Source organism: Candidatus Halocynthiibacter alkanivorans, from assembly GCF_003333265.1.
Taxonomy (GTDB): domain Bacteria; phylum Pseudomonadota; class Alphaproteobacteria; order Rhodobacterales; family Rhodobacteraceae; genus Halocyntiibacter_A; species Halocyntiibacter_A alkanivorans.
Genome location: NZ_QOLB01000081.1, coordinates 18,287 through 36,483 on the forward strand (window position 1 = coordinate 18,287; position 18,197 = coordinate 36,483).

Sequence of the window (18,197 nt, forward strand, 5' to 3'; positions counted from 1 at the left end):
CGCGCCAAGGTAAATGCCCTCTCGCGCCTTGCCCGAATGATCCCCGCTTCCTATAAGGCCTGAACATCCGCACGGGGGCCTCTATGACGTTTCGCCACAAACATCTTCTTGGGATCGAACCACTGCATCCCACGGAAATCACCACTTTGCTGGATCTGGCCGACAGCTATGTCGATCTGTCGCGCGGCGCAGCGAAACATTCCAACGCGCTGGCCGGTCTGACCCAGATCAACATGTTCTTTGAAAATTCGACCCGCACCCAGGCCAGCTTTGAAATCGCCGGCAAACGGCTCGGCGCGGATGTGATGAATATGGCGATGCAGGCCAGTTCGATCAAAAAGGGCGAGACCCTGATCGACACCGCCCTGACGCTGAACGCGATGCACCCGGACCTGCTGGTGGTGCGTCACCCCCATTCCGGCGCGGTGGATCTGCTGGCGCAAAAGGTCAACTGCGCCGTGCTGAACGCCGGCGACGGGCAGCACGAACATCCGACCCAGGCGCTGCTGGACGCGCTGACCATCCGCCGCGCCAAAGGCCGGCTGCACCGGCTCAACATCGCCATCTGCGGCGACATTGCGCACTCGCGGGTGGCACGCTCCAACCTGATCCTGCTGGGCAAAATGGAAAACCGGGTGCGCCTGATTGGCCCGCCCACCCTGATGCCTGCCGGCATTTCCGAACTGGGTGTCGAAGTCTATGACGATATGGAAGAAGGTCTGAAAGACGTCGACGTGGTGATGATGTTACGCCTTCAGAAAGAACGCATGGACGGCGGTTTCATCCCGTCTGAGCGCGAATATTACCACCGTTACGGGCTGGACGCCGCCAAACTGGCCCACGCCAAAGAAGACGCCATCGTCATGCACCCCGGCCCGATGAACCGCGGCGTGGAGATCGACGGCACGCTGGCCGACGACATCAACCGCTCGGTGATCCAGGACCAGGTCGAAATGGGCGTCGCCGTGCGCATGGCAGCAATGGACCTGCTGGCGCGCAATCTGCGCAGCAGCGACGCGGCCAGGGATGGCGCCAATGCGTGATCTCACCCCCTCCACGGACCTCAACCCCGGCGAAACAGTGTTGCACAGTTTTTATCCCGACCGCGCCACCTATTGGCACAACCACGCCTGGATGGCGGCGGGCGCGATGACGCTTGGCATGGCAGCGCTCTGGGCCATGGGCAATCCTGACATCTGGACCGGCGCCGTTGGGGGCCTGGCGGCAATCGCTGTGCGCGGCTTCTACCTCGCCTCAGACGAGCTCAAAATGCGCTGGGATCTGAGCAACCAGCGCCTGACCGGCCCGCAGCGCCGCGACATTCCGCTGCGCACAATCGCCACAATCCGCAGCATCGGCAGTGCCGTCCAGGTCATCACCGATACTGGCGACAAACACCTGCTGAAATACCAGGGCGACCGCGCCGACACGCTTGCCCGGCTGAAGCGCGCCCGACAGGAGACCACCGCATGAGCCTGCCCACCCCCGCCTGGCTGACCCTGTCCGCAGACGAGCGGCTGTTGTGGAGCCAGGACCGCAAACTGCGTGAGCCCTTAAAACCGGTCCGCTCCACATTCCTAGCGCTTGTGCTGACCGCTTCCGCTTACAGCCTGGCCGACTCCTTCGCGCTGACAGCGCTGCTGACCGGCGTGGCCTCACTGGGCGGGCTGCTGCTGGCAGTGCTGCTCTCCGTCCCCCGCAGCCAAAAGCTGCAACAGGCCGTCACCAGCCAGCGCGTCTCTGATGCGCCCGGCCATGACATCTGGTACTCCGAATTCACCTCTGTGTCGCAGCAGGGCGATTGTTTCGCCATCAGCACCCATTCCGACAAGGCCGGCCTGCTGGGCCCACTGGAAAACCCTGAGCACGTTCTTGACCTGATCGAAAGGCACTGCGTATGAGCACCCTCCTGAGCAACGCCCGGCTGATCGACCCCGAAGCCGGCACCGAAATTGTAGGATCGGTTAAGATCGAGAACGGTGTAATTGCCGAAATCTTAACTCAAGACCTTGATAAGATTGTAAAAACCTTCCCTGCAGGGAAGGTGATCGACTGCCAGGGCATGTGCCTTGCCCCCGGCATCGTCGACATCGGCGTCAAAGTCTCAGAGCCGGGCGAGCGCCACAAGGAATCCTTCAAATCGGCCGGCGCTGCCGCAGCCGCCGGGGGCGTCACCACCATCGTCACCCGGCCCGATACTCTGAACGCCATCGATACACCGGAAGTGCTGGAATTTGTCACCCGGCGGGCTGCGCAGGACGCGCTGGTAAACGTGGCCCATATGTCAGCGCTGACCCGTGGCCGCCAGGGCCGCGAAATGGTCGAGGTCGGCTTTATGAAAGACGCCGGCGCGGTGGCCTTTACCGACTGCGACCACATCATTACGGACAATAAGATCGTCGGCCGCTGTTACACCTATGCCCGCTCGCTGAACGCGCTGGTGATTGGCCATCCCCAGGACCCGGCCCTGTCCAAAGGCGCTGCGGTGACCTCGGGCAAATTTGCTTCCCTGCGCGGATTGCCGGCTGTATCGCCGATGGCGGAACGCATGGCGCTGGACCGCGATATGACGCTGGTCGAAATGACCGGGGTGAAATACCACGCCGATCAGATCACCACCGCCCGCGCCCTGCCGGCACTGGAACGCGCCAAAGCCAACGGGCTGGATGTCACCGCCGGCGTCTCAATCCACCACCTGACGCTGAACGAATTTGACCTCGGCGACTACCGCACCTTCTTTAAGGTGAAACCACCGCTGCGCAGCGAAGACGACCGCATCGCTATGGTTGAAGCCGTCGCCAGCGGGCTGATTGACGTGATTTCCTCGATGCACACGCCGCAGGACGAAGAAAGCAAACGCCTGCCGTTTGAAGAAGCCGCCTCGGGTGCGGTCGCATTGGAAACGCTGCTGCCGGCGGCCATGCGGCTCTATCACGCTGGCATGCTCAGCCTGCCGCAGCTGTTTGCCGCCATGGCGCTGAACCCGGCGCGCCGGCTTGGGCTCGCCTCAGGACGGCTTGCCAAAGGCGCCCCCGCGGACCTCGTGCTGTTTGACCCGGACGCGCCCTTTGTGCTGGACCGGTTCAAACTGAAGTCGAAATCCAAAAATACCCCCTTTGACGGGCAGCGGATGCAGGGCAAGGTGTTGAAAACCTTCGTGGCTGGCACGCAGGTCTACGGAGACTGATATGCCTGACTTTACCGCGACACCGCTGGCCCTGATCCTGGTGACGATTGCCGCCTATCTGCTGGGCTCGGTGCCTTTTGGCCTGGTGATGGCGCGTCTGTTTTCACTTGGCGACCTGCGCAAGATTGGCTCCGGCAACATCGGCGCCACCAATGTGCTGCGCACCGGCCACAAACCCGCCGCCGCGCTGACGCTGGTGCTGGACGCGGGCAAGGCTGGCATCGCGGTGCTGATCGCGCGCGCCCTGATCGGTGAAGACGCCGCCCAGATCGCGGGTTTTGCCGCATACCTTGGTCATTGCTTCCCGGTGTTTCTGGGCTTTAAGGGCGGCAAAGGCGTCGCCACATTCATCGGCACCATGCTGGCGCTGAACTGGATAGTGGGGCTGGCCGTCTGTGTCGCCTGGCTGCTGGGCGCGGCGGTGACGCGCATCTCCTCAATGGGCGGGCTGACAGCGGCGGGCCTGGGTCCGGCACTGATGCTGATGTTGGGCTATTCCCAGGGCATGGTGCTGGCCACGGCGCTGGCCCTGCTGGTGTTCATCCGCCACAAAGACAACATCAAACGCATCAGAGCCGGTACTGAGCCGAAGATCGGCAAGAAGACCTGATCCCCGGCGCCAAAGACCCCCTCGCTCCGGCGGGTGAAACAAAATGGGCGCAGCCAGTGTTGCGCCCGGTTTGACCGTAAGACCTCAGCCGCTGGCCAGCAGTTTTTCAATCGCCTCAGCCGTGCGTCTGGTGTTGGCATGAATGCCCAGCACCACGTAAAGCATGCCGGCAAACATAACCAAATACAGCGTCCCCCCGACCAGAACCGCCAACGCGGCCAGAATACCTCCGTCGGGGCTCATTGCCGCCGCGCCAGCGCCGATCAAAACAGCGATGGCAAGCAGCACAACAATGGCTGAGATAAGCTTTTCGAACGAGCCGATAAAAAAATCACGCATAGAAAACTCCCAAAAAAATGGCCTGAAGCTTTATTGCTACAGGCCATTCAGGAATTCATCAATGATGTCGGATCAGTAACTGTACTCGCCATAGATCCGGCTCAGGTCACCATTCCAGTCGCCATGATAACGCTCAAGCAGCTCATCCGCCGGGGTTTTGCCACTCTCAAGCGTTTCGCTCAGCGCGTTGAGGAAATGGGTTTCGTCGGGCACCAGGCCGCCAGCACCCGGCATCGCGCGCGCCGCCAGACCGGCATGTGAAATTTCAACCGCCCGCGCCGCCAGGTCGCGCAGCTTCACGCCGCCCGCTTCGCCCTGCAGCCCGTCTTCTGAAGCCGCAACCCGCAGCCCTTCGCGGGTTTCTGCATCCAGCCCTTTGACCAGGTCCCAGGCCGCGTCCAGCGCGCTTCCATCATACATCAGCCCGACCCAGAACGCCGGCAGCGCACACAGACGGCGCCACGGGCCACCATCGGCGCCGCGCATTTCCATGTATTGTTTGATCCGCGCTTCCGGGAACGCCGTGGTCAGGTGGTCGGCCCAATCGGACAGCGTCGGGGTTTCACCCGGCAGCGCCGGCAACCTGCCCTGCAAAAAGTCACGGAACGACTGCCCCAGCGCATCCACATATTTGCCATCGCGATAGACAAAATACATCGGCACATCGAGCGCATAATCGACATAGCGTTCAAAGCCCATGCCGTCTTCAAAAACAAAGGGCAGCATGCCGGTGCGCGCACTGTCGAGATCGCGCCAGACCCGCGAGCGCCAGGATTTGTGACCATTGACTTTGCCGTCAAAGAACGGGGAATTGGCGAACAGCGCCGTGGCCACCGGCTGCAGCGCCAACGCCACCCGCAGTTTTTTCACCATGTCGGATTCAGAGCCGAAATCCAGGTTCACCTGCACGGTGCAGGTGCGGTACATCATCTGTTTGCCATGGGTGCCGACACGATCCATGTAGTCGGTCATCAGCTTGTAGCGGCCCTTGGGCATCACCGGCATCTGTTCGTGGCTCCAGATCGGCGCCGCACCCAGACCAATGAATTTCACGCCGATGTCGTCCGACACCGACCGCACTTCGCGCAGGTGTACGTTCACCTCGTCACAGGTCTGGTGGATGTTTTCCAGTGGCGCGCCGGAGAGTTCCAGCTGCCCGCCAGGCTCCAGCGACACATTGGCGCCGTCTTTTTCCAGACCGATCAGATTGCCGGCTTCCAGAACAGGGGTCCAGCCAAAGCGCTGCTGCAGACCTTCCATCACCGCTTTGATCGAACGTTCGCCGTCATAGGGCAGCGGCTTCAGCGTGTCTTTGCAATACCCGAATTTTTCATGCTCGGTGCCAATGCGCCAGTCTGCTTTTGTTTTGCAGCCTGAGGACAGGTATTCGGCCAGTTGCTCAAAGCTTTCAACCGGCCCGCCGCCGGATTGTGGAATAGACATGGGCTCGCTCCGATATTTCGCGGCTGGAATTTCGCTCCCCCGGGATCAGCCCGGGGGTTTGGCAGAATTGGGGGCTAACGTGCGCGAAGTCAATGCAACAACGGGCGGGATTTTTGCCAAATCACAAACAAGCCAGCATCAGAGGTGCCCGAGGCTTTGATTACGTTTTCATAATTGGCGCCGGGAAAGCCGGCCAGCGCATCGATCATTTTGTCGCTGCCCACAGCGGAGGCCGGGATACGGGCCGCAGATTCACCCGGTCGGGTAAAGATCCAGAACATATCACCCTGCCCCTGGTCTGTGCTGGTGCTGATGCCTGTGCCGGAACCGGTGCGGGAACTGGTGCCGGTGATTTCAATTTCGATACGGGTGACATCTGACAGCGCCACCACTGCGCCGCTGCCGGCATCAAGGAAACTCAGCTGGCGCTCATCCAGCTCAACCACGCCGCGCCCGCCTTCGCGCCGGCGGATCCGCGCCCGCTGCCCGCCCGTCCAGGCCAGCGCCGCCCCGATGGCCACAATGGCCACCGCAAAGAACCACACCAGGCCCGAGGCGCCCAGTCCAAGCCACATGCCAAGAATAACAAGCCCCAGCCCGAGGATAACGTCGCGCCATTGCAGCAGCGCGGCTGTGGCTTCAGGGCGTAGAAAACTCATGGGGAAATCCTTTGTGGTTTGGCGAAACTGACCAGCGTATAGCCACCAGCACGACGAAAACCGATGGCTTCATACGCACGGCAGGCCGCCGTGCCGGAAGCGAACAGAATCGCACGGGTCACGCCAGCTGCGACGGCCTCTTGCAGATGCAGCGCCACAATGCGGCGCGCATACCCTCGACTGCGATGCTCTGCCGGCGTGAACACATTTCCGATCTGAACCATGTCCGGCAATGCGGCATTAAAGGCGGTCATCGCCACTGGCGCGCCTGCTTCTGTCAACACCCGGCCACGGCCGGACGCAATAAGTGCTTCCGCCCTTTTGCGCGCGCCACCAGCCGGAAACATGTCGCCCAAATCGTCCTCATACAGCTGCCGCCAGTCCGCGATCAGATCCAGGTCTGCCGCGACCATCGGGCGCAAAACGCTGTTTCCCTGCGGCGAAACGAGTTCGCTCAGGGGCAGCATATACAAGGGTTGCCGCTCTATCAGCGCGGCCTGTTCCAGACCCAGCACCGGCAGCAATGCCGCAACCTGTGACGCTTCGGCGTTGAACATCGCAATGTCGCGCCCCGCCAGGGCATGTCGCAGTGCGGGCGCCAAGCGCTCAGCGGCGTCCACAGTCAATTCCGGCATCTGCACCAAAAGCATACCGCCTTCGGCAAATCCGATGACGCCGGTGATTTCGCCAGCCGTTTCGCACAACCAGAATGTGGTTGCGCCCGGGCTGTCGGTCGCTGCGGGGCCAGGGTCCGCAAGATTGGCGCGCAGAAACATCGACGTATCCGCATGCCGCGCCAGAAACGTCTCTAATGCGGGCGCATCGGCGATTTCTGCGCGGCGCAGCATCACCAGTCGCCCAGGGTGGATTGCCACAGGGTCAGTGCCGCGACCGCCGCCGTATCGGCGCGCAGGATGCGAGGGCCGAGGCTGATCGGATGGGCGAAAGGTAACGCGTGCAGCCGGTCGCGCTCAGACGGGGAAAACCCGCCTTCGGGTCCGATCAAAATAGCCCAGGGTGCGTCGGGATAGGCTGTTTTCAACTCTGACACTTCGCCCACCATGCGCTCATCACAGAACAACAGCTGCCGTCCCTCAGGCCAGTCGGCCAGCACCCGGTCAAGTTTTGCCAGTTCGGCCACTTCGGGCACATAGGTGCCGCCGCATTGCTCGGCCGCTTCCAGCGCATGGGCCTGCAACCGCGCGCGCCTGATCCGGTCGGAATTGGTATAATCGGTCGAGACCGGACAAATCCGGGCTGCGCCCATCTCGGCGGCTTTTTCGACAATGAAATCGGTGCGCGTCTTTTTAATTGGTGCAAAATACAGCCACAGATCCGGCGGCATCTGCAAAGACCGGCTTTGGGCGTGACATGTCAGCACACCGCCGCGTTTGCCGGCCTCAGTGACTTCGGCCAGATATTCACCATCGACGCCATTAAACAGCGACACAAATGCACCAGCAGAGAGCCGCATCACCCCAAAAAGGTAATGTGCCTGGTCCCGGTCCAGAGGAATGGTTTGCCCCTCACCCAAAGGGTGGCTTACAAACAGACGTGTTTTCGCAACTTGCATGGTTCCTACATATGTCGCACGCGCCCCATACACCAGAGACTGGTGGAGAAGTTTCTGACGCCAGCCAAGGCAACTGGGTGGATCGCTTCGCCCCCGCCGCGACGCGGCCCTATCTGCGCCTGTCGCGCGCCGACCGGCCGATCGGCACCTGGCTGTTGCTGATCCCCTGCATCTGGGCGGTGTTGCTGGCGTCGCTTTCCCAGGCCAGCTTTGGCCGCTTTGAGGTCTGGATCCTGCTGGGCTGCGCCATCGGTGCCTTTGTGATGCGCGGCGCCGGCTGTACCTGGAATGACATCACCGACCGCAACATTGACGGCCAGGTCGAACGCACCCGTTCGCGCCCGATCCCGTCGGGTCAGGTCTCTGTGCGTGGCGCGCTCATTTGGATGCTGGTGCAGATCGCCATCGGCGCCGCCATCCTGTTCAGTTTCAACAATGCCGCGATCCTGCTGGGCTTTGTCTCGCTGCTGCCGGTGGCCATCTACCCGTTTGCCAAGCGGTTCACCTGGTGGCCGCAGGTGTTTCTGGGCATCGCTTTCAACTGGGGCGCTTTGCTGGCATGGACGGCGGTTACAGGCTCCCTGAGCGCACCGGCAGTGGCACTCTATTTCGCGGGCATCGCCTGGACGCTGTTTTATGACACGATTTATGCGCATCAGGACAAAGAAGACGACGCAATGATCGGTGTGAAATCCACCGCGCGGCTGTTTGGCGACAACACACACACCTGGCTGCGCCGGTTCATGATCGTCTCGGTGGTGATGATGGAGGCCGCCATTGTCGGCGCCCTGCCCGCCTCAGTCAGCGCGCTCGAGCTGGTGGTGGCGGTGTTCGCGCCCTGGGCTTTTGGCTGGCACATGGTCTGGCAGATGGGGCGGCTGAAAACCGAAGACGCGGACAATTGCCTGCGCCTGTTCCGCTCCAACCGCGATACCGGGCTTATCGCTGCGCTGTTTCTTGCCGTGGCGGTATTGCTGTGATTGCGCCAACGCTGCCAAGACCTTAAACACAAAGCAATACCCCGCAAACAGAGACCGCCATGCGCCTGACAACCTACCTTCCTTTTATTGCCGCCCTTTTGCTGGCTGCCGTGCTGTCCGTCGGTGCCGCGTTGCTGTCGGTCCGCGTCATAGAAACCAAATCCGCCGATGCGGTGAACCAGGAGCTGAGCCAGCTCGGGCTGGACTGGGCCGATGCGGGCGCCGAAGGATTGCAGGTGTTTCTGACCGGCACGGCCGCCAGCGAAGCGGAACGCTTCAAAGCCATCACCGCCGCCGGCCATGTGGTGGACGCCGCCCGGGTGATTGACCTGATTAAAGTGCGAGAAGCCGCGATTATTGCGGCGCCGGCATTTTCCATCGAGCTGTTGCGCAATGATGCTGGTGTGTCGCTGATCGGACTGATCCCCGCCGCTGCAGACCGCGAAGCAACGCTCGAAAATATCCGGGCCGCTGTTGAGGGCGCTGCGGTCACCGACCTGCTGGAAACCGCCGATTATCCGCTGCCCGACGGCTGGCGGAGCGCGGTATCTTTTGGCATCAAAGCGCTGGGCGCGCTGCCGCGCTCCAAAATATCCATCACCCCGTTGCTGGTCTCGGTGACCGCAGTTGCCGACAGTGCGACGCAAAAGCGCGCGCTGGAAGAGATGCTGAACCGGGCGCGCCCGCGCGGGCTTAACATCAAGGTCAGCATTTCGGCGCCGCGCCCGGTGATCACCCCCTTTACGCTGCGTTTCCTGATTGACGAAGGCGACGCGCGGTTTGACGCCTGTTCCGCCGACACAGAGGCCGCACGCGACACCATCCTGAGTGCCGCCAGGGACGCAGGGGTCAGCCGCCCGGTGATCTGTACCATCGGCCTTGGCGTGCCGACGCCGCGCTGGTCTGAGGCAGTCAGCGCCGGGATCAAAGCGCTGCAGACACTGGGCGGCGGTTCCATCACCTATTCGGATGCGGACGTCACCCTGATCGCAACTGAGACCACGGCCCAGGCTGATTTCGACCGGGTCACCGGCGAGTTGGCAGCGGCGCTGCCGGAAGTCTTTTCGCTGCACTCCGTCCTGCCGGAACCCCCGGCTCTGGAAGGCCCGCGCGAAGCGATCCCCGAATTTGTGGCGCTTGCCAGCCCGGAAGGCCAGATCCAGCTGCGCGGCCGGGTGGCGGACCAACGCGCCCGCAACGCCACACAAAGTTACGCCCGCGCCCTGTTTGGCAGTGAGGCGGTATACGGCGCCATGCGGCTGGATGATGCACTGCCCGCGGGTTGGGCCATCCGGGTGCTGAGCGCGCTGGAAGCGCTGTCTTACCTCGACAGCGGATCGGCCATTGTTCAACCCGATTTGGTCACTCTGCGCGGCAGAACCGGCGACCCGGAAGCGCGCGCAGAGATCTCGCGCCTGTTGTCACAAAAGCTGGGCGAGTCTGAGAACTTCGTGATCGAAGTGAGCTATGAAGCGCGACTTGATCCGGTGCTGGCCGAGGTTGGACCGACACCGCAGGAATGTGTCACTGGGATCAACGCCATCCTGGAGGGGAGCAAAATCACCTTTGCACCCGGCTCCTCTGATATCGAAGGGGCTGCGGCTGAAACGCTGACCGCGATCGCGGAGATCGTGAAGAGCTGCGAAGGTGTACAGATGGAGATCGCCGGTCACACCGACAGCCAGGGCCGCGAAGAAATGAACCAGCAGCTGTCTCAGGGCCGCGCCGAAGCGGTGCTGAACGCGCTGCTGGCACGCCGGGTGCTGACCTCCGGGCTGAGCGCGCGCGGTTACGGCGAAACCAATCCGGTCGCTGACAATGATACGCCGGAAGGCCGCGAAGCCAACCGCCGCATTGAATTTACGCTGATAGCCCCGCCGCCGTCTGACAGCCTGATTGAGCCTGACACCACCACGCTTGAAAGCGTCGAGGGTGCTGCACAGGCTGCGGCACCATCAGAGGCCGGGGCTGCGCATGATGACAGCACAGGCGGCGGTGAGACCGGCGAAACAGCAGACACAACAACGGGCACAGCTGCGCCGGACAGCGCTGAGCCTACAGATGCAGATGATGCCGCCGACCACCAGGATCCGGCAGATCACACAGCTTCCGAGGACAGCAGCCAATGAACCGAACTGAATTTATCATCGCCACGGCCATCATTTTGTTTGTGGCGTTTCTGCTCGGATGGTTTGCCCATTGGCTGATCAGCCGGTTTACCCGGGTCTCGCAGTCGGATCTGAGTGATCTCGACACCATGGCGCAGTCGCTGCATGAGGCCGAAGAACAGCGCGACCAGGCGATGAACTATGTCCGGGAGCGCGAAGGCGAAATGAGCACGCAGCTAAAACAGACCGAAGCCGAGCTTACTGCGGCGATGGAGGGCTTGCGGGTCTCGCGCCAGGAGGCCGAAGAGTTGCGCGCCTATATTGAAAAAGAGAGTGCCGGCTGAGCGTAGCTGCGCCAGGTTTCGCGGCTCGCTGCCGCGCGTCAGATCATCCGCAGTTCGGATCACCGGCAAGTCAGAGCAGCGGTCATTCAGATCTCCGGCCGGTCATCGCACTGGCCAGTCAGAGCTAGCGGCAGGTCAGTTCACCAGCGGCGGAGCGCGTCTTCGTCTTCGTCTTTGGCCGCGACCCATTCAGAGCCGTCAGCATTGACTTCTTTTTTCCAGAACGGCGCCCGTGATTTCAGGTAATCCATCAGGAATTCGGCGGCTTCAAAAGCAGCCACCCGGTGGCGGGCGGCGGTGGCGACCATCATGATCTGATCACCGGGCTTCAGCACCCCATAGCGGTGGATGACACGCACGTCTCCCAGCGACCAGCGCTGCACCGCCTCGTCCACGATCTGGCCAATGGCGCGTTCGGTCATGCCCGGGTAATGTTCGATCAGCATATGGTCCAGCGCACCGCTGTCGTCGCGCACAAACCCGGTAAAGCTGACCACTGCTCCGATGTTGCGCCGGGGGTTGTCGTCCTGGCCCTGGCCAAATCCGGCCAGTTCCTGCCCCAGATCAAACGCCGCCTGCTGCACCGAAACTGACATCTCAGCCTCCGGTCATTGGCGGGAAAAACGCCACTTCACTTACCCCGGCCAGCGGCGCATTAAATTCGCTCAGATCCTGGTCAAGCGCCACGCGCAGCGCGGAGAGATCGGCAAAGGCAGCCTCATAGCGGGGCTCACGGGCGCGCAGCTCTTCGACCAGATCGGCCACCGTGGTTGCGCTGGTCTCGATCTGCTCTTTTGGCACGCCGATACGTTCACGCACCCAGGCAAAATACATCACATCGATCATGTCTGTTCCTCGCGCAGATAGGGCAGCGATTTGACCAGGTAATCCGCGCCGGTGACCACCGTCAGCAGGGCGGCGAACCACAGCAGGCTCACACCGGTATAAAAGCTCCAGACCATAGCGCGGTAATCGTTGGCCAGACCGTTGGGATCGTCCAGCTCACCGGACAGAATCGCATCCACCGTAAAGCGGTCCATGCCAAAAGATCCCATGCCGAAATAATGCGCGAACAGCCCGTTTGCCAACAGCACGGTGAGCGCCACCATCTGGGCAGTGGTTTTCCATTTTGCCAGTTTGGTCACTTTCAGAAGCCCGGCAGAACTGCCCAGAAATTCACGCAGACCAGAGACAAACACTTCGCGGAACAGGATCAGTGTTGCCGGCAGAATCACCAGCAAAGACATGCCGAACAGGACGCTGACCACCATCAGGGCAATCAGCACCATCGCTTTGTCTGCAATCGGATCCAACATGGCGCCAAAGCGGCTTTCCATACCCCAGCGGCGGGCGATCCAGCCATCCAGATAATCGGTCAGCGACGCGCCGACAAACAGCACCAGCGCCACCCAGTCAGACCAGGGATGCGCCAGAAACAGAAAGGCGAAGGCGATGCCGGGCGCGGCCAGAAGACGCAGCACGGTCAGGATATTAGGTATATTCCATGTCATAAGCCATCCTTAACGCTTTAGCCGCGCTCATGGAAGAAGTCATAAATGCTTTCTGCCAGTGTGCCCGAAATACCTTCGACCGCTTTCAGATCTGGCAGGCCCGCCCGGCTGACCGCCTTGGCCGAGCCAAAATGCGCCAGCAAGGCCCGTTTGCGACTGGCGCCGACACCGGGCACTTCATCCAGCGGCGTGGCACTCATGGATTTGGCCCGTTTGGCGCGGTGGGTGCCGACGGCAAACCGATGAACCTCGTCGCGCATGCGCTGAATGAAATACAGCACCGGATCATTGCGCTGCAGCGCAAAGGGGCGTTTGCCGATGCGGTGGAATTCCTCTTTGCCGTGGTCACGGTCCACCCCTTTGGCCACGCCGACCATGGCGATATCTTCCACGCCGTATTCGCGCATTATCTCTGCAACCGCCGAGACCTGACCGGCACCACCATCGATCAGCAGCAGGTCGGGCCAGCTGTCACTTTTGCGCTCGGGATCCTCTTTCAGCAGGCGTTTGAACCGCCGGCCCAGCACCTCTTTCATCATGCCGAAGTCATCGCCCGGCACCAGGTCTTCGCCCTTGATGTTGAATTTGCGGTACTGGCTTTTGATAAAGCCCTCAGGACCGGCCACGACCATGCCACCCACTGCGTGCGCGCCCTGAATATGGGAGTTGTCATAGACCTCGATACGCCGGGGCGTCTGCACCATGTCAAAGGCCTCAGCGACACCTTTCAGCAACCGGGCCTGAGTGGCGGTTTCGCTCATCTTGCGCGCCAGGCTTTCACGCGCATTGCGTGCCGCACCGGCCACCAGCTCCGCTTTTTCGCCGCGCAGGGGCATGGCGATCTCGACTTTGCGCCCCGCCTTGCCTGAGAGGGCTTCAGTCATCAGATCCAGGTCTTCGATCGCGTGGGACAACAGGACCATGCGTGGCGGTTCCTTGCCGTCATAGAACTGGCCGATAAAGGCCTGCAGCACTTCCGCCTCGCCTGCGCCCGCGCCGGTGCGCGGATAAAAATCCCGGTTGCCCCAGTTTTGGTGCGCGCGGATGAAAAACACCTGGACACAGGCCTGGCCGCTTTCCATATGCAGCGCGATCACGTCGGCCTCTGGCACGCTGCGCGGGTTGATACCCTGGCTTTGCTGTACCTCGGTCAGGGCTTTGATCCGGTCGCGCAGGGCGGCAGCTTTTTCAAACTCCATCTGCTCTGACGCCGCCTGCATCTGCGCCGCCAGTTCGCCCTGCAAATGGGTGTCGCGCCCCTGAAGGAACCGTTCCGCATCGCTCACCAGACGGGCGTATTCGTCCTGGCTGACCTTGCCGACACAGGGGGCAGAACAGCGTTTGATCTGGTACTGCAAACAGGGGCGGGTGCGGCTTGTGAACACCGGATCCGTACAGTCGCGCAGCAGAAAGACCCGCTGCAGCTGGTTCACCGTGCGGTTCACCGAACGGGCTGAAGCGAAGGGGCCATAATAGGAGCCTTCGCCTTTGCGCGATCCGCGGTGTTTTTTCAGCTGCGGAAAGCCGTGGCCTTTGGTCAGCAGGATATAGGGAAAGCTTTTGTCGTCACGCAGCAGCACGTTGTAATGGGGTTTCAGCTGCTTGATCAGATTCTGTTCCAGCAACAGTGCCTCGGTTTCCGTCCGCGTGGTCAGAAACATCATCGAGCTGGTTTCAGAGATCATGCGCAGGATGCGCCCGGTATGCCCGTTGGGGTTGGCATAGTTGGACACCCGTTTGCGCAGGTTGCGCGCCTTGCCCACATAGAGCACCCGCTGGCTGGCATCGAGCATGCGATAAACGCCGGGAGAATTGTCCAGCGTCTTCAGGTATCCCTGAATTACGGCATGGCCTTTGGGGGGGGGCGTGTCAGTCATATTGGCTCTCAGGTGATTCCTGGTGGTGCTGCAATCTTAGCGCTTTAGCGGCAAGAGAAAACATGTCCACGACTTCTGTGGATAACTGTGATGATAACTTTCCTGGAACCACCAATTTTCCTTATTTTTATAGCCCGCTGTCGATATGCCTGTTTTTTAGGCGCATTTGTAAGTTGTTGTTTTTACGTCGTTTATTTTTTCAACCATACAAGGAGCTGAAAACATTATAGATTTCGTAACATATAAGGCGAAAACAAGGCGCAGGTGCACAACTTTGCACTGCAGCGTAAATCGGGGATCAAACCGGCCTTACTTCAAGCCAATAATATCAGGTGTTTTCCAGCCCAGATGCTGGCCACCATCGGTGCAGAGCAGTTGACCGGTGACCCCCTGTGCCTGCAGGAAATAACCCAACGCTGCAGTGATGTCTTCCGGGTTCGAACCCCGCTCCAGAATGGTGTTCTGGCGCTGGCGGGTGAAATGGTCCAGCGTCTGGCGTGCGCCCTGCAGAGTTGGACCTGGGCCGATCGCGTTGACACGGATATTAGGTGCCAGCGCCTGGGCCGCGGTCTGGGTAAACGCCCAGAGCCCCATCTTGGACAGCGTGTAGCTGAGGAATTCCGGTGTCAGTTTCTGCACCCGCTGATCCAGCATATTGATCACAAGGCCGGCGGCAAGTGTTTCGCCGCGGGGGTCGGTGCCGCCCGCCGGCATTTGCGCCGCCAGCGCCTGGGTCAGAACCACAGGTGCGCGCAGGTTGGCTTCCATATGCCGGTCCCAGCTGAGCCGGTCTGCCGTGGCCAGGTTGTCATATTCAAAAACAGACGCATTGTTGATCAGCACGGTAAGCGGACCGCCCAGCGCCTTGGCTGCGCGTGGCATCAGGGCCTGGACTTCATCCTCCAGCAACAGATCCGCCTGCAGCGCCACCGCATTACGCCCCAACGCGGTTATGTCGCGCACCGTCTCGGCCGCTTCGTCAGCAGAGCCGGCATAATGCACCGCCACATCATAACCGCAGGATGCCAGTTCAAGCGCCATGTCCCGGCCAAGCCGTCGCGCCCCGCCTGTCACCAATGCCCGTTTATGCATGCACTGTCCCCGTGCCAGTCAATATTACTGCAATATAGCCGATATAGAGCGCTACCAATACCACACCCCAGGCACGCGAGATATCCCGCTTGCCCAGAACGAACAAGCCCAGCAGCGCCGAAGCCCCTGCCATCACCCACATGTCATAGCTCAACATGCCAGGATCCACCGGGATGTCACCGACAAAGCTCGACAGGCCGATGATGGCCAGCAGGTTGAACATATTGGAGCCGATGACATTGCCCAGTGCCACATCCGCCTGTTTGCGCAATGCCGCCATCACCGTGGTCGCCAGCTCTGGCAGCGAAGTGCCAATGGCCACCAGAGTCAGACCGATCACCGTGTCGCTGACATTATACGCCCGGGCGATCGAGGTGGCGCTGTCCACCAGCAGATCCGCGCCCAAAGGCAGGCCGATGATACCGACCAGCAGATACATAGCAATTTTCCAGCCGCGCATCTCCGGGTCGGCACCTTCAACATCTTTTTCTTCTGTGACCTTTTTGCAGGCGGCGACATCACGCCGGTGACAGCGTGCGACGCCAATGGCGCTCATCAACATCCAGGCCAGCGCAGCAAGCAGGATAATACCGTGCACCCAGGTGATCGGCCCGAACCAGGCGACACCCATAAACAGCGCCGTCGCCGCCATCATCTGCAGATAGCTTTTCCGGGAATCACAGACCGAACTGTGCAGCGTGGTGACCAGAGCCGGGATGCCGAGCACCAGCAGGACATTTGCGGTATTGGAGCCGACCACATTACCAAGCGCGAGCCCCGGCGCACCTTCGCCAATCGCCTGAACCGCGATCAGAAGTTCCGGCGCTGAGGTTCCAAAGGCGACAATGGTCAGGCTGACAATCAGTGCCGGAATGCCCAACCGCAGGCTGAGATTTACCGCGCCTTTGACCAAAGCGTCGCCGGCCAGCAACAAAATCACCAGCCCCAGTGCCGCAATTAAAAGATCCATCAACGGCCCTTCCCGCAATCACACGGCCCGCGGCCGATCTTCCAACGCCCGCAGGCGCGACATGTCATTTGTCTGAGCTTTTTCTGGCCGGGGAAACGCAGTTTTCCAAACATCGCCAGCACCAGCATGCCGATCAGAAACAGAGAGACGATTTTGACCATCAGACCGCCATCACAGGCCAAAGCGGGCAAAGGCCGCGCGATCTTCAACAGTGCTGATCAGCTGGCTGGCCGCCTGGCCGCCAATCCGTTGCAACAACCCGCGTTTTTGCCCGTAGAGCGCAAAACGCACCTTGTCGCCAAATTTATCTTTCATCCAGGGCACCAGATGACCGGTTGCATCGGCAAGACCAACTTCAATCGCGCGCTGCCCGACCCAGATGTCGCCGGTGAACATGTCCCGGTCGGTGCTCAGCCGAGCGCCGCGCCGTGATTTCACCTGGTCGATGAAATTGGCGTGGATCTGCTCCTGCAGATCTTTGATCCGGGTCACGTCTTCGGGATTTTCCGCCCGGAACGGGTCCAGCATGCTTTTGGATTTGCCGGCGGTATAGACCCGGCGTTCCACCCCGTGGCGCGCCATCAGCTGATCAAATCCGAAGGAAGCGGAAATTACGCCAATAGAGCCGAGGATCGAATTGTCATCGACAATGATCTCGTCGGCAGCACAGGCCAGCCAATAGCCGCCAGAGGCTGCCACATCTTCTACAAACGCATAGACCGGGAGCTTTTTCTCATCGGCGAGACGCCGGATCCGGGCCGCAATCATTGACGATTGCACCGGAGAGCCGCCTGGTGAGTTGATCAGCAACGCCACGGCCGCGGGCTTGCCCTTGCGAAACGCGCGCTCGATCAACGGGGCCAGCCCCGCATCATTCAGCGCACTGCCGCGCCCGCCACTGGCGATGACGCCGGACATGCGGATAACGGCCACCAGTGGCCCTGACTTCAGGAACGGGATGTATTTCTTCATGGCTGGTGATGTAACCAGCCTCCAGCGGTGGAACAAGGGGCGCGTGCGGATTATTCCCCACTGAGACCAATACGCCCCTTGGGGACTTTAATGCATCACTCTGAATTCGCGCTTCTGCGGCAATGAGGATACGGTCTCCCTTGCAACCAGGCGCCGGATCATCAGGCCGGCCTGTTGGGCCAGACCGCTCACTCCTGTTGCCAGGTCAGGGCGCACCAACAGCATGGCAAACATCATTGCATCTTCATTCTCGCCACTGGCGGCAGCGCCGACAAAATGCGCAAAGGCGCTTTCATCTGCCCCCAGGCATTTGCACTCTGCATGGTGCAGCATTAAGGGGCGACGACCATAGCGCACAGTCAATTCACAGAGATCCGCCAGAGCTCGGCTTGCGACCGCTGCCTCTGATTTGCCAAAGGCGCTGTGGAATTCAGCGTCAACCTGCGCCCGGCTCAAAGCAGTCCCGCACCACATCCGCAAACAGGTGACGATGCGCTTTTCCAGCGGCGGCAGGTCGGTCAGATATCCCACC

The 18,197-nt window shown here is 61.0% G+C and carries 21 protein-coding genes; 8 read left to right on the forward strand and 13 right to left on the reverse strand.

The features are described 5' to 3' along the window. The first annotated feature begins 83 nt into the window (after positions 1-83). From DWA01_RS09390 to plsY, 5 genes are read left to right on the forward strand one after another with little or no spacing between them, the layout of a single operon-like run. On the forward strand, positions 84-1,043 hold the full coding sequence (locus DWA01_RS09390; RefSeq protein ID WP_114285590.1) for an aspartate carbamoyltransferase catalytic subunit: 960 nt from the start codon (positions 84-86) through the stop codon (positions 1,041-1,043). Further along, positions 1,036-1,473, forward strand: a complete 438-nt coding sequence (locus tag DWA01_RS09395; RefSeq protein ID WP_114285623.1) for a ubiquitin-conjugating enzyme family protein — start codon at positions 1,036-1,038, stop codon at positions 1,471-1,473. Before DWA01_RS09390 ends, DWA01_RS09395 begins: the two co-directional genes overlap by 8 nt. Then, complete coding sequence (locus DWA01_RS09400) at positions 1,470-1,901, forward strand: hypothetical protein (protein ID WP_114285591.1); 432 nt, start codon at positions 1,470-1,472, stop codon at positions 1,899-1,901. Before DWA01_RS09395 ends, DWA01_RS09400 begins: the two co-directional genes overlap by 4 nt. Then, complete coding sequence (gene pyrC / locus DWA01_RS09405) at positions 1,898-3,187, forward strand: dihydroorotase (RefSeq protein WP_114285592.1); 1,290 nt, start codon at positions 1,898-1,900, stop codon at positions 3,185-3,187. The genes DWA01_RS09400 and pyrC overlap by 4 nt, the downstream gene beginning before the upstream one ends. 1 nt (position 3,188) lies before the next feature. Next, on the forward strand, positions 3,189-3,797 hold the full coding sequence (gene plsY / locus DWA01_RS09410; RefSeq protein WP_114285593.1) for a glycerol-3-phosphate 1-O-acyltransferase PlsY: 609 nt from the start codon (positions 3,189-3,191) through the stop codon (positions 3,795-3,797). A gap of 84 nt (positions 3,798-3,881) precedes the next feature. Here the strand turns inward: plsY and DWA01_RS09415 are convergent, their stop codons facing one another. The 5 genes from DWA01_RS09415 to DWA01_RS09435 all read right to left on the reverse strand — a co-directional run bounded on the left by DWA01_RS09415 (position 3,882) and on the right by DWA01_RS09435 (position 7,811). Further along, complete coding sequence (locus DWA01_RS09415) at positions 3,882-4,136, reverse strand: hypothetical protein (protein WP_114285594.1); 255 nt, start codon at positions 4,134-4,136, stop codon at positions 3,882-3,884. Between the two features lie 72 nt (positions 4,137-4,208). Next, positions 4,209-5,579, reverse strand: coding sequence for a glutamate--cysteine ligase (locus DWA01_RS09420; protein ID WP_114285595.1), 1,371 nt, complete (start codon positions 5,577-5,579; stop codon positions 4,209-4,211). Between the two features lie 89 nt (positions 5,580-5,668). Further along, complete coding sequence (locus tag DWA01_RS09425) at positions 5,669-6,238, reverse strand: hypothetical protein (RefSeq protein ID WP_114285596.1); 570 nt, start codon at positions 6,236-6,238, stop codon at positions 5,669-5,671. Next, positions 6,235-7,086, reverse strand: a complete 852-nt coding sequence (locus tag DWA01_RS09430; protein WP_114285597.1) for a GNAT family N-acetyltransferase — start codon at positions 7,084-7,086, stop codon at positions 6,235-6,237. The genes DWA01_RS09425 and DWA01_RS09430 overlap by 4 nt, the downstream gene beginning before the upstream one ends. After that, a complete protein-coding gene (locus DWA01_RS09435; protein ID WP_114285598.1) occupies positions 7,086-7,811 on the reverse strand; it encodes a 16S rRNA (uracil(1498)-N(3))-methyltransferase in 726 nt (241 codons plus the stop codon). The genes DWA01_RS09430 and DWA01_RS09435 overlap by 1 nt, the downstream gene beginning before the upstream one ends. Before the next feature lie 11 nt (positions 7,812-7,822). Between DWA01_RS09435 and ubiA the strand changes: the two genes are divergently transcribed. Genes ubiA through DWA01_RS09450 form a run of 3 tightly spaced genes read left to right on the forward strand, consistent with a single transcriptional unit; the run spans position 7,823 to position 11,243 of the window. Further along, positions 7,823-8,791 carry a 4-hydroxybenzoate octaprenyltransferase gene (ubiA, locus tag DWA01_RS09440; RefSeq protein ID WP_114285599.1) on the forward strand — a complete coding sequence of 323 codons (969 nt, stop codon included), beginning with the start codon at positions 7,823-7,825 and terminating at the stop codon, positions 8,789-8,791. 59 nt (positions 8,792-8,850) lie between these two features. Beyond that, on the forward strand, positions 8,851-10,920 hold the full coding sequence (locus DWA01_RS09445) for an OmpA family protein (protein WP_114285600.1): 2,070 nt from the start codon (positions 8,851-8,853) through the stop codon (positions 10,918-10,920). Further along, a complete protein-coding gene (locus tag DWA01_RS09450; RefSeq protein ID WP_114285601.1) occupies positions 10,917-11,243 on the forward strand; it encodes a hypothetical protein in 327 nt (108 codons plus the stop codon). The genes DWA01_RS09445 and DWA01_RS09450 overlap by 4 nt, the downstream gene beginning before the upstream one ends. Positions 11,244-11,383: 140 nt before the next feature. Here the strand turns inward: DWA01_RS09450 and DWA01_RS09455 are convergent, their stop codons facing one another. From DWA01_RS09455 to DWA01_RS09495, 8 genes are all read right to left on the reverse strand, one after another. Next, positions 11,384-11,839, reverse strand: a complete 456-nt coding sequence (locus DWA01_RS09455; RefSeq protein WP_114285602.1) for a molybdenum cofactor biosynthesis protein MoaE — start codon at positions 11,837-11,839, stop codon at positions 11,384-11,386. 1 nt (position 11,840) lies between these two features. Beyond that, the gene (gene moaD / locus DWA01_RS09460) at positions 11,841-12,089 is read right to left on the reverse strand and encodes a molybdopterin converting factor subunit 1 (protein WP_114285603.1); all 249 of its coding nucleotides are present in this window, start codon (positions 12,087-12,089) and stop codon (positions 11,841-11,843) included. Next, positions 12,086-12,754, reverse strand: coding sequence for a CDP-diacylglycerol--glycerol-3-phosphate 3-phosphatidyltransferase (gene pgsA / locus DWA01_RS09465; protein ID WP_114285604.1), 669 nt, complete (start codon positions 12,752-12,754; stop codon positions 12,086-12,088). Before pgsA ends, moaD begins: the two co-directional genes overlap by 4 nt. A 17-nt stretch (positions 12,755-12,771) precedes the next feature. Continuing rightward, positions 12,772-14,631, reverse strand: a complete 1,860-nt coding sequence (gene uvrC, locus DWA01_RS09470; RefSeq protein WP_114285605.1) for an excinuclease ABC subunit UvrC — start codon at positions 14,629-14,631, stop codon at positions 12,772-12,774. A 309-nt stretch (positions 14,632-14,940) separates the two neighbouring features. Continuing rightward, on the reverse strand, positions 14,941-15,723 hold the full coding sequence (locus tag DWA01_RS09475; RefSeq protein WP_114285606.1) for an SDR family oxidoreductase: 783 nt from the start codon (positions 15,721-15,723) through the stop codon (positions 14,941-14,943). Continuing rightward, a complete protein-coding gene (locus DWA01_RS09480) occupies positions 15,716-16,693 on the reverse strand; it encodes a calcium/sodium antiporter (RefSeq protein WP_200832539.1) in 978 nt (325 codons plus the stop codon). Before DWA01_RS09480 ends, DWA01_RS09475 begins: the two co-directional genes overlap by 8 nt. A gap of 171 nt (positions 16,694-16,864) precedes the next feature. Further along, complete coding sequence (locus DWA01_RS09490; protein WP_114285609.1) at positions 16,865-17,665, reverse strand: S49 family peptidase; 801 nt, start codon at positions 17,663-17,665, stop codon at positions 16,865-16,867. 87 nt (positions 17,666-17,752) lie between these two features. Further along, on the reverse strand, positions 17,753-18,196 hold the full coding sequence (locus DWA01_RS09495; RefSeq protein WP_235008498.1) for a hypothetical protein: 444 nt from the start codon (positions 18,194-18,196) through the stop codon (positions 17,753-17,755). Between the last annotated feature and the right edge of the window lies 1 nt (position 18,197).

Excerpts from the sequence above, each read along its gene's own strand:
- DWA01_RS09390 (WP_114285590.1), top strand. The coding sequence starts at position 84 with ATGACGTTTCGCCACAAACATCTTCTTGGGATCGAACCACTGCATCCC.
- DWA01_RS09475 (WP_114285606.1), bottom strand. The coding sequence starts at position 15,723 with ATGCATAAACGGGCATTGGTGACAGGCGGGGCGCGACGGCTTGGCCGG.
- ubiA (WP_114285599.1), top strand. The coding sequence starts at position 7,823 with ATGTCGCACGCGCCCCATACACCAGAGACTGGTGGAGAAGTTTCTGAC.
- DWA01_RS09450 (WP_114285601.1), top strand. The coding sequence starts at position 10,917 with ATGAACCGAACTGAATTTATCATCGCCACGGCCATCATTTTGTTTGTG.
- uvrC (WP_114285605.1), bottom strand. The coding sequence starts at position 14,631 with ATGACTGACACGCCCCCCCCCAAAGGCCATGCCGTAATTCAGGGATAC.
- moaD (WP_114285603.1), bottom strand. The coding sequence starts at position 12,089 with ATGATCGATGTGATGTATTTTGCCTGGGTGCGTGAACGTATCGGCGTG.
- DWA01_RS09395 (WP_114285623.1), top strand. The coding sequence starts at position 1,036 with ATGCGTGATCTCACCCCCTCCACGGACCTCAACCCCGGCGAAACAGTG.
- plsY (WP_114285593.1), top strand. The coding sequence starts at position 3,189 with ATGCCTGACTTTACCGCGACACCGCTGGCCCTGATCCTGGTGACGATT.
- pyrC (WP_114285592.1), top strand. The coding sequence starts at position 1,898 with ATGAGCACCCTCCTGAGCAACGCCCGGCTGATCGACCCCGAAGCCGGC.
- DWA01_RS09400 (WP_114285591.1), top strand. The coding sequence starts at position 1,470 with ATGAGCCTGCCCACCCCCGCCTGGCTGACCCTGTCCGCAGACGAGCGG.
- DWA01_RS09480 (WP_200832539.1), bottom strand. The coding sequence starts at position 16,693 with ATGGATCTTTTAATTGCGGCACTGGGGCTGGTGATTTTGTTGCTGGCC.
- DWA01_RS09445 (WP_114285600.1), top strand. The coding sequence starts at position 8,851 with ATGCGCCTGACAACCTACCTTCCTTTTATTGCCGCCCTTTTGCTGGCT.
- DWA01_RS09425 (WP_114285596.1), bottom strand. The coding sequence starts at position 6,238 with ATGAGTTTTCTACGCCCTGAAGCCACAGCCGCGCTGCTGCAATGGCGC.
- DWA01_RS09455 (WP_114285602.1), bottom strand. The coding sequence starts at position 11,839 with ATGTCAGTTTCGGTGCAGCAGGCGGCGTTTGATCTGGGGCAGGAACTG.
- DWA01_RS09415 (WP_114285594.1), bottom strand. The coding sequence starts at position 4,136 with ATGCGTGATTTTTTTATCGGCTCGTTCGAAAAGCTTATCTCAGCCATT.
- DWA01_RS09435 (WP_114285598.1), bottom strand. The coding sequence starts at position 7,811 with ATGCAAGTTGCGAAAACACGTCTGTTTGTAAGCCACCCTTTGGGTGAG.
- DWA01_RS09430 (WP_114285597.1), bottom strand. The coding sequence starts at position 7,086 with ATGCTGCGCCGCGCAGAAATCGCCGATGCGCCCGCATTAGAGACGTTT.
- pgsA (WP_114285604.1), bottom strand. The coding sequence starts at position 12,754 with ATGACATGGAATATACCTAATATCCTGACCGTGCTGCGTCTTCTGGCC.
- DWA01_RS09490 (WP_114285609.1), bottom strand. The coding sequence starts at position 17,665 with ATGAAGAAATACATCCCGTTCCTGAAGTCAGGGCCACTGGTGGCCGTT.
- DWA01_RS09420 (WP_114285595.1), bottom strand. The coding sequence starts at position 5,579 with ATGTCTATTCCACAATCCGGCGGCGGGCCGGTTGAAAGCTTTGAGCAA.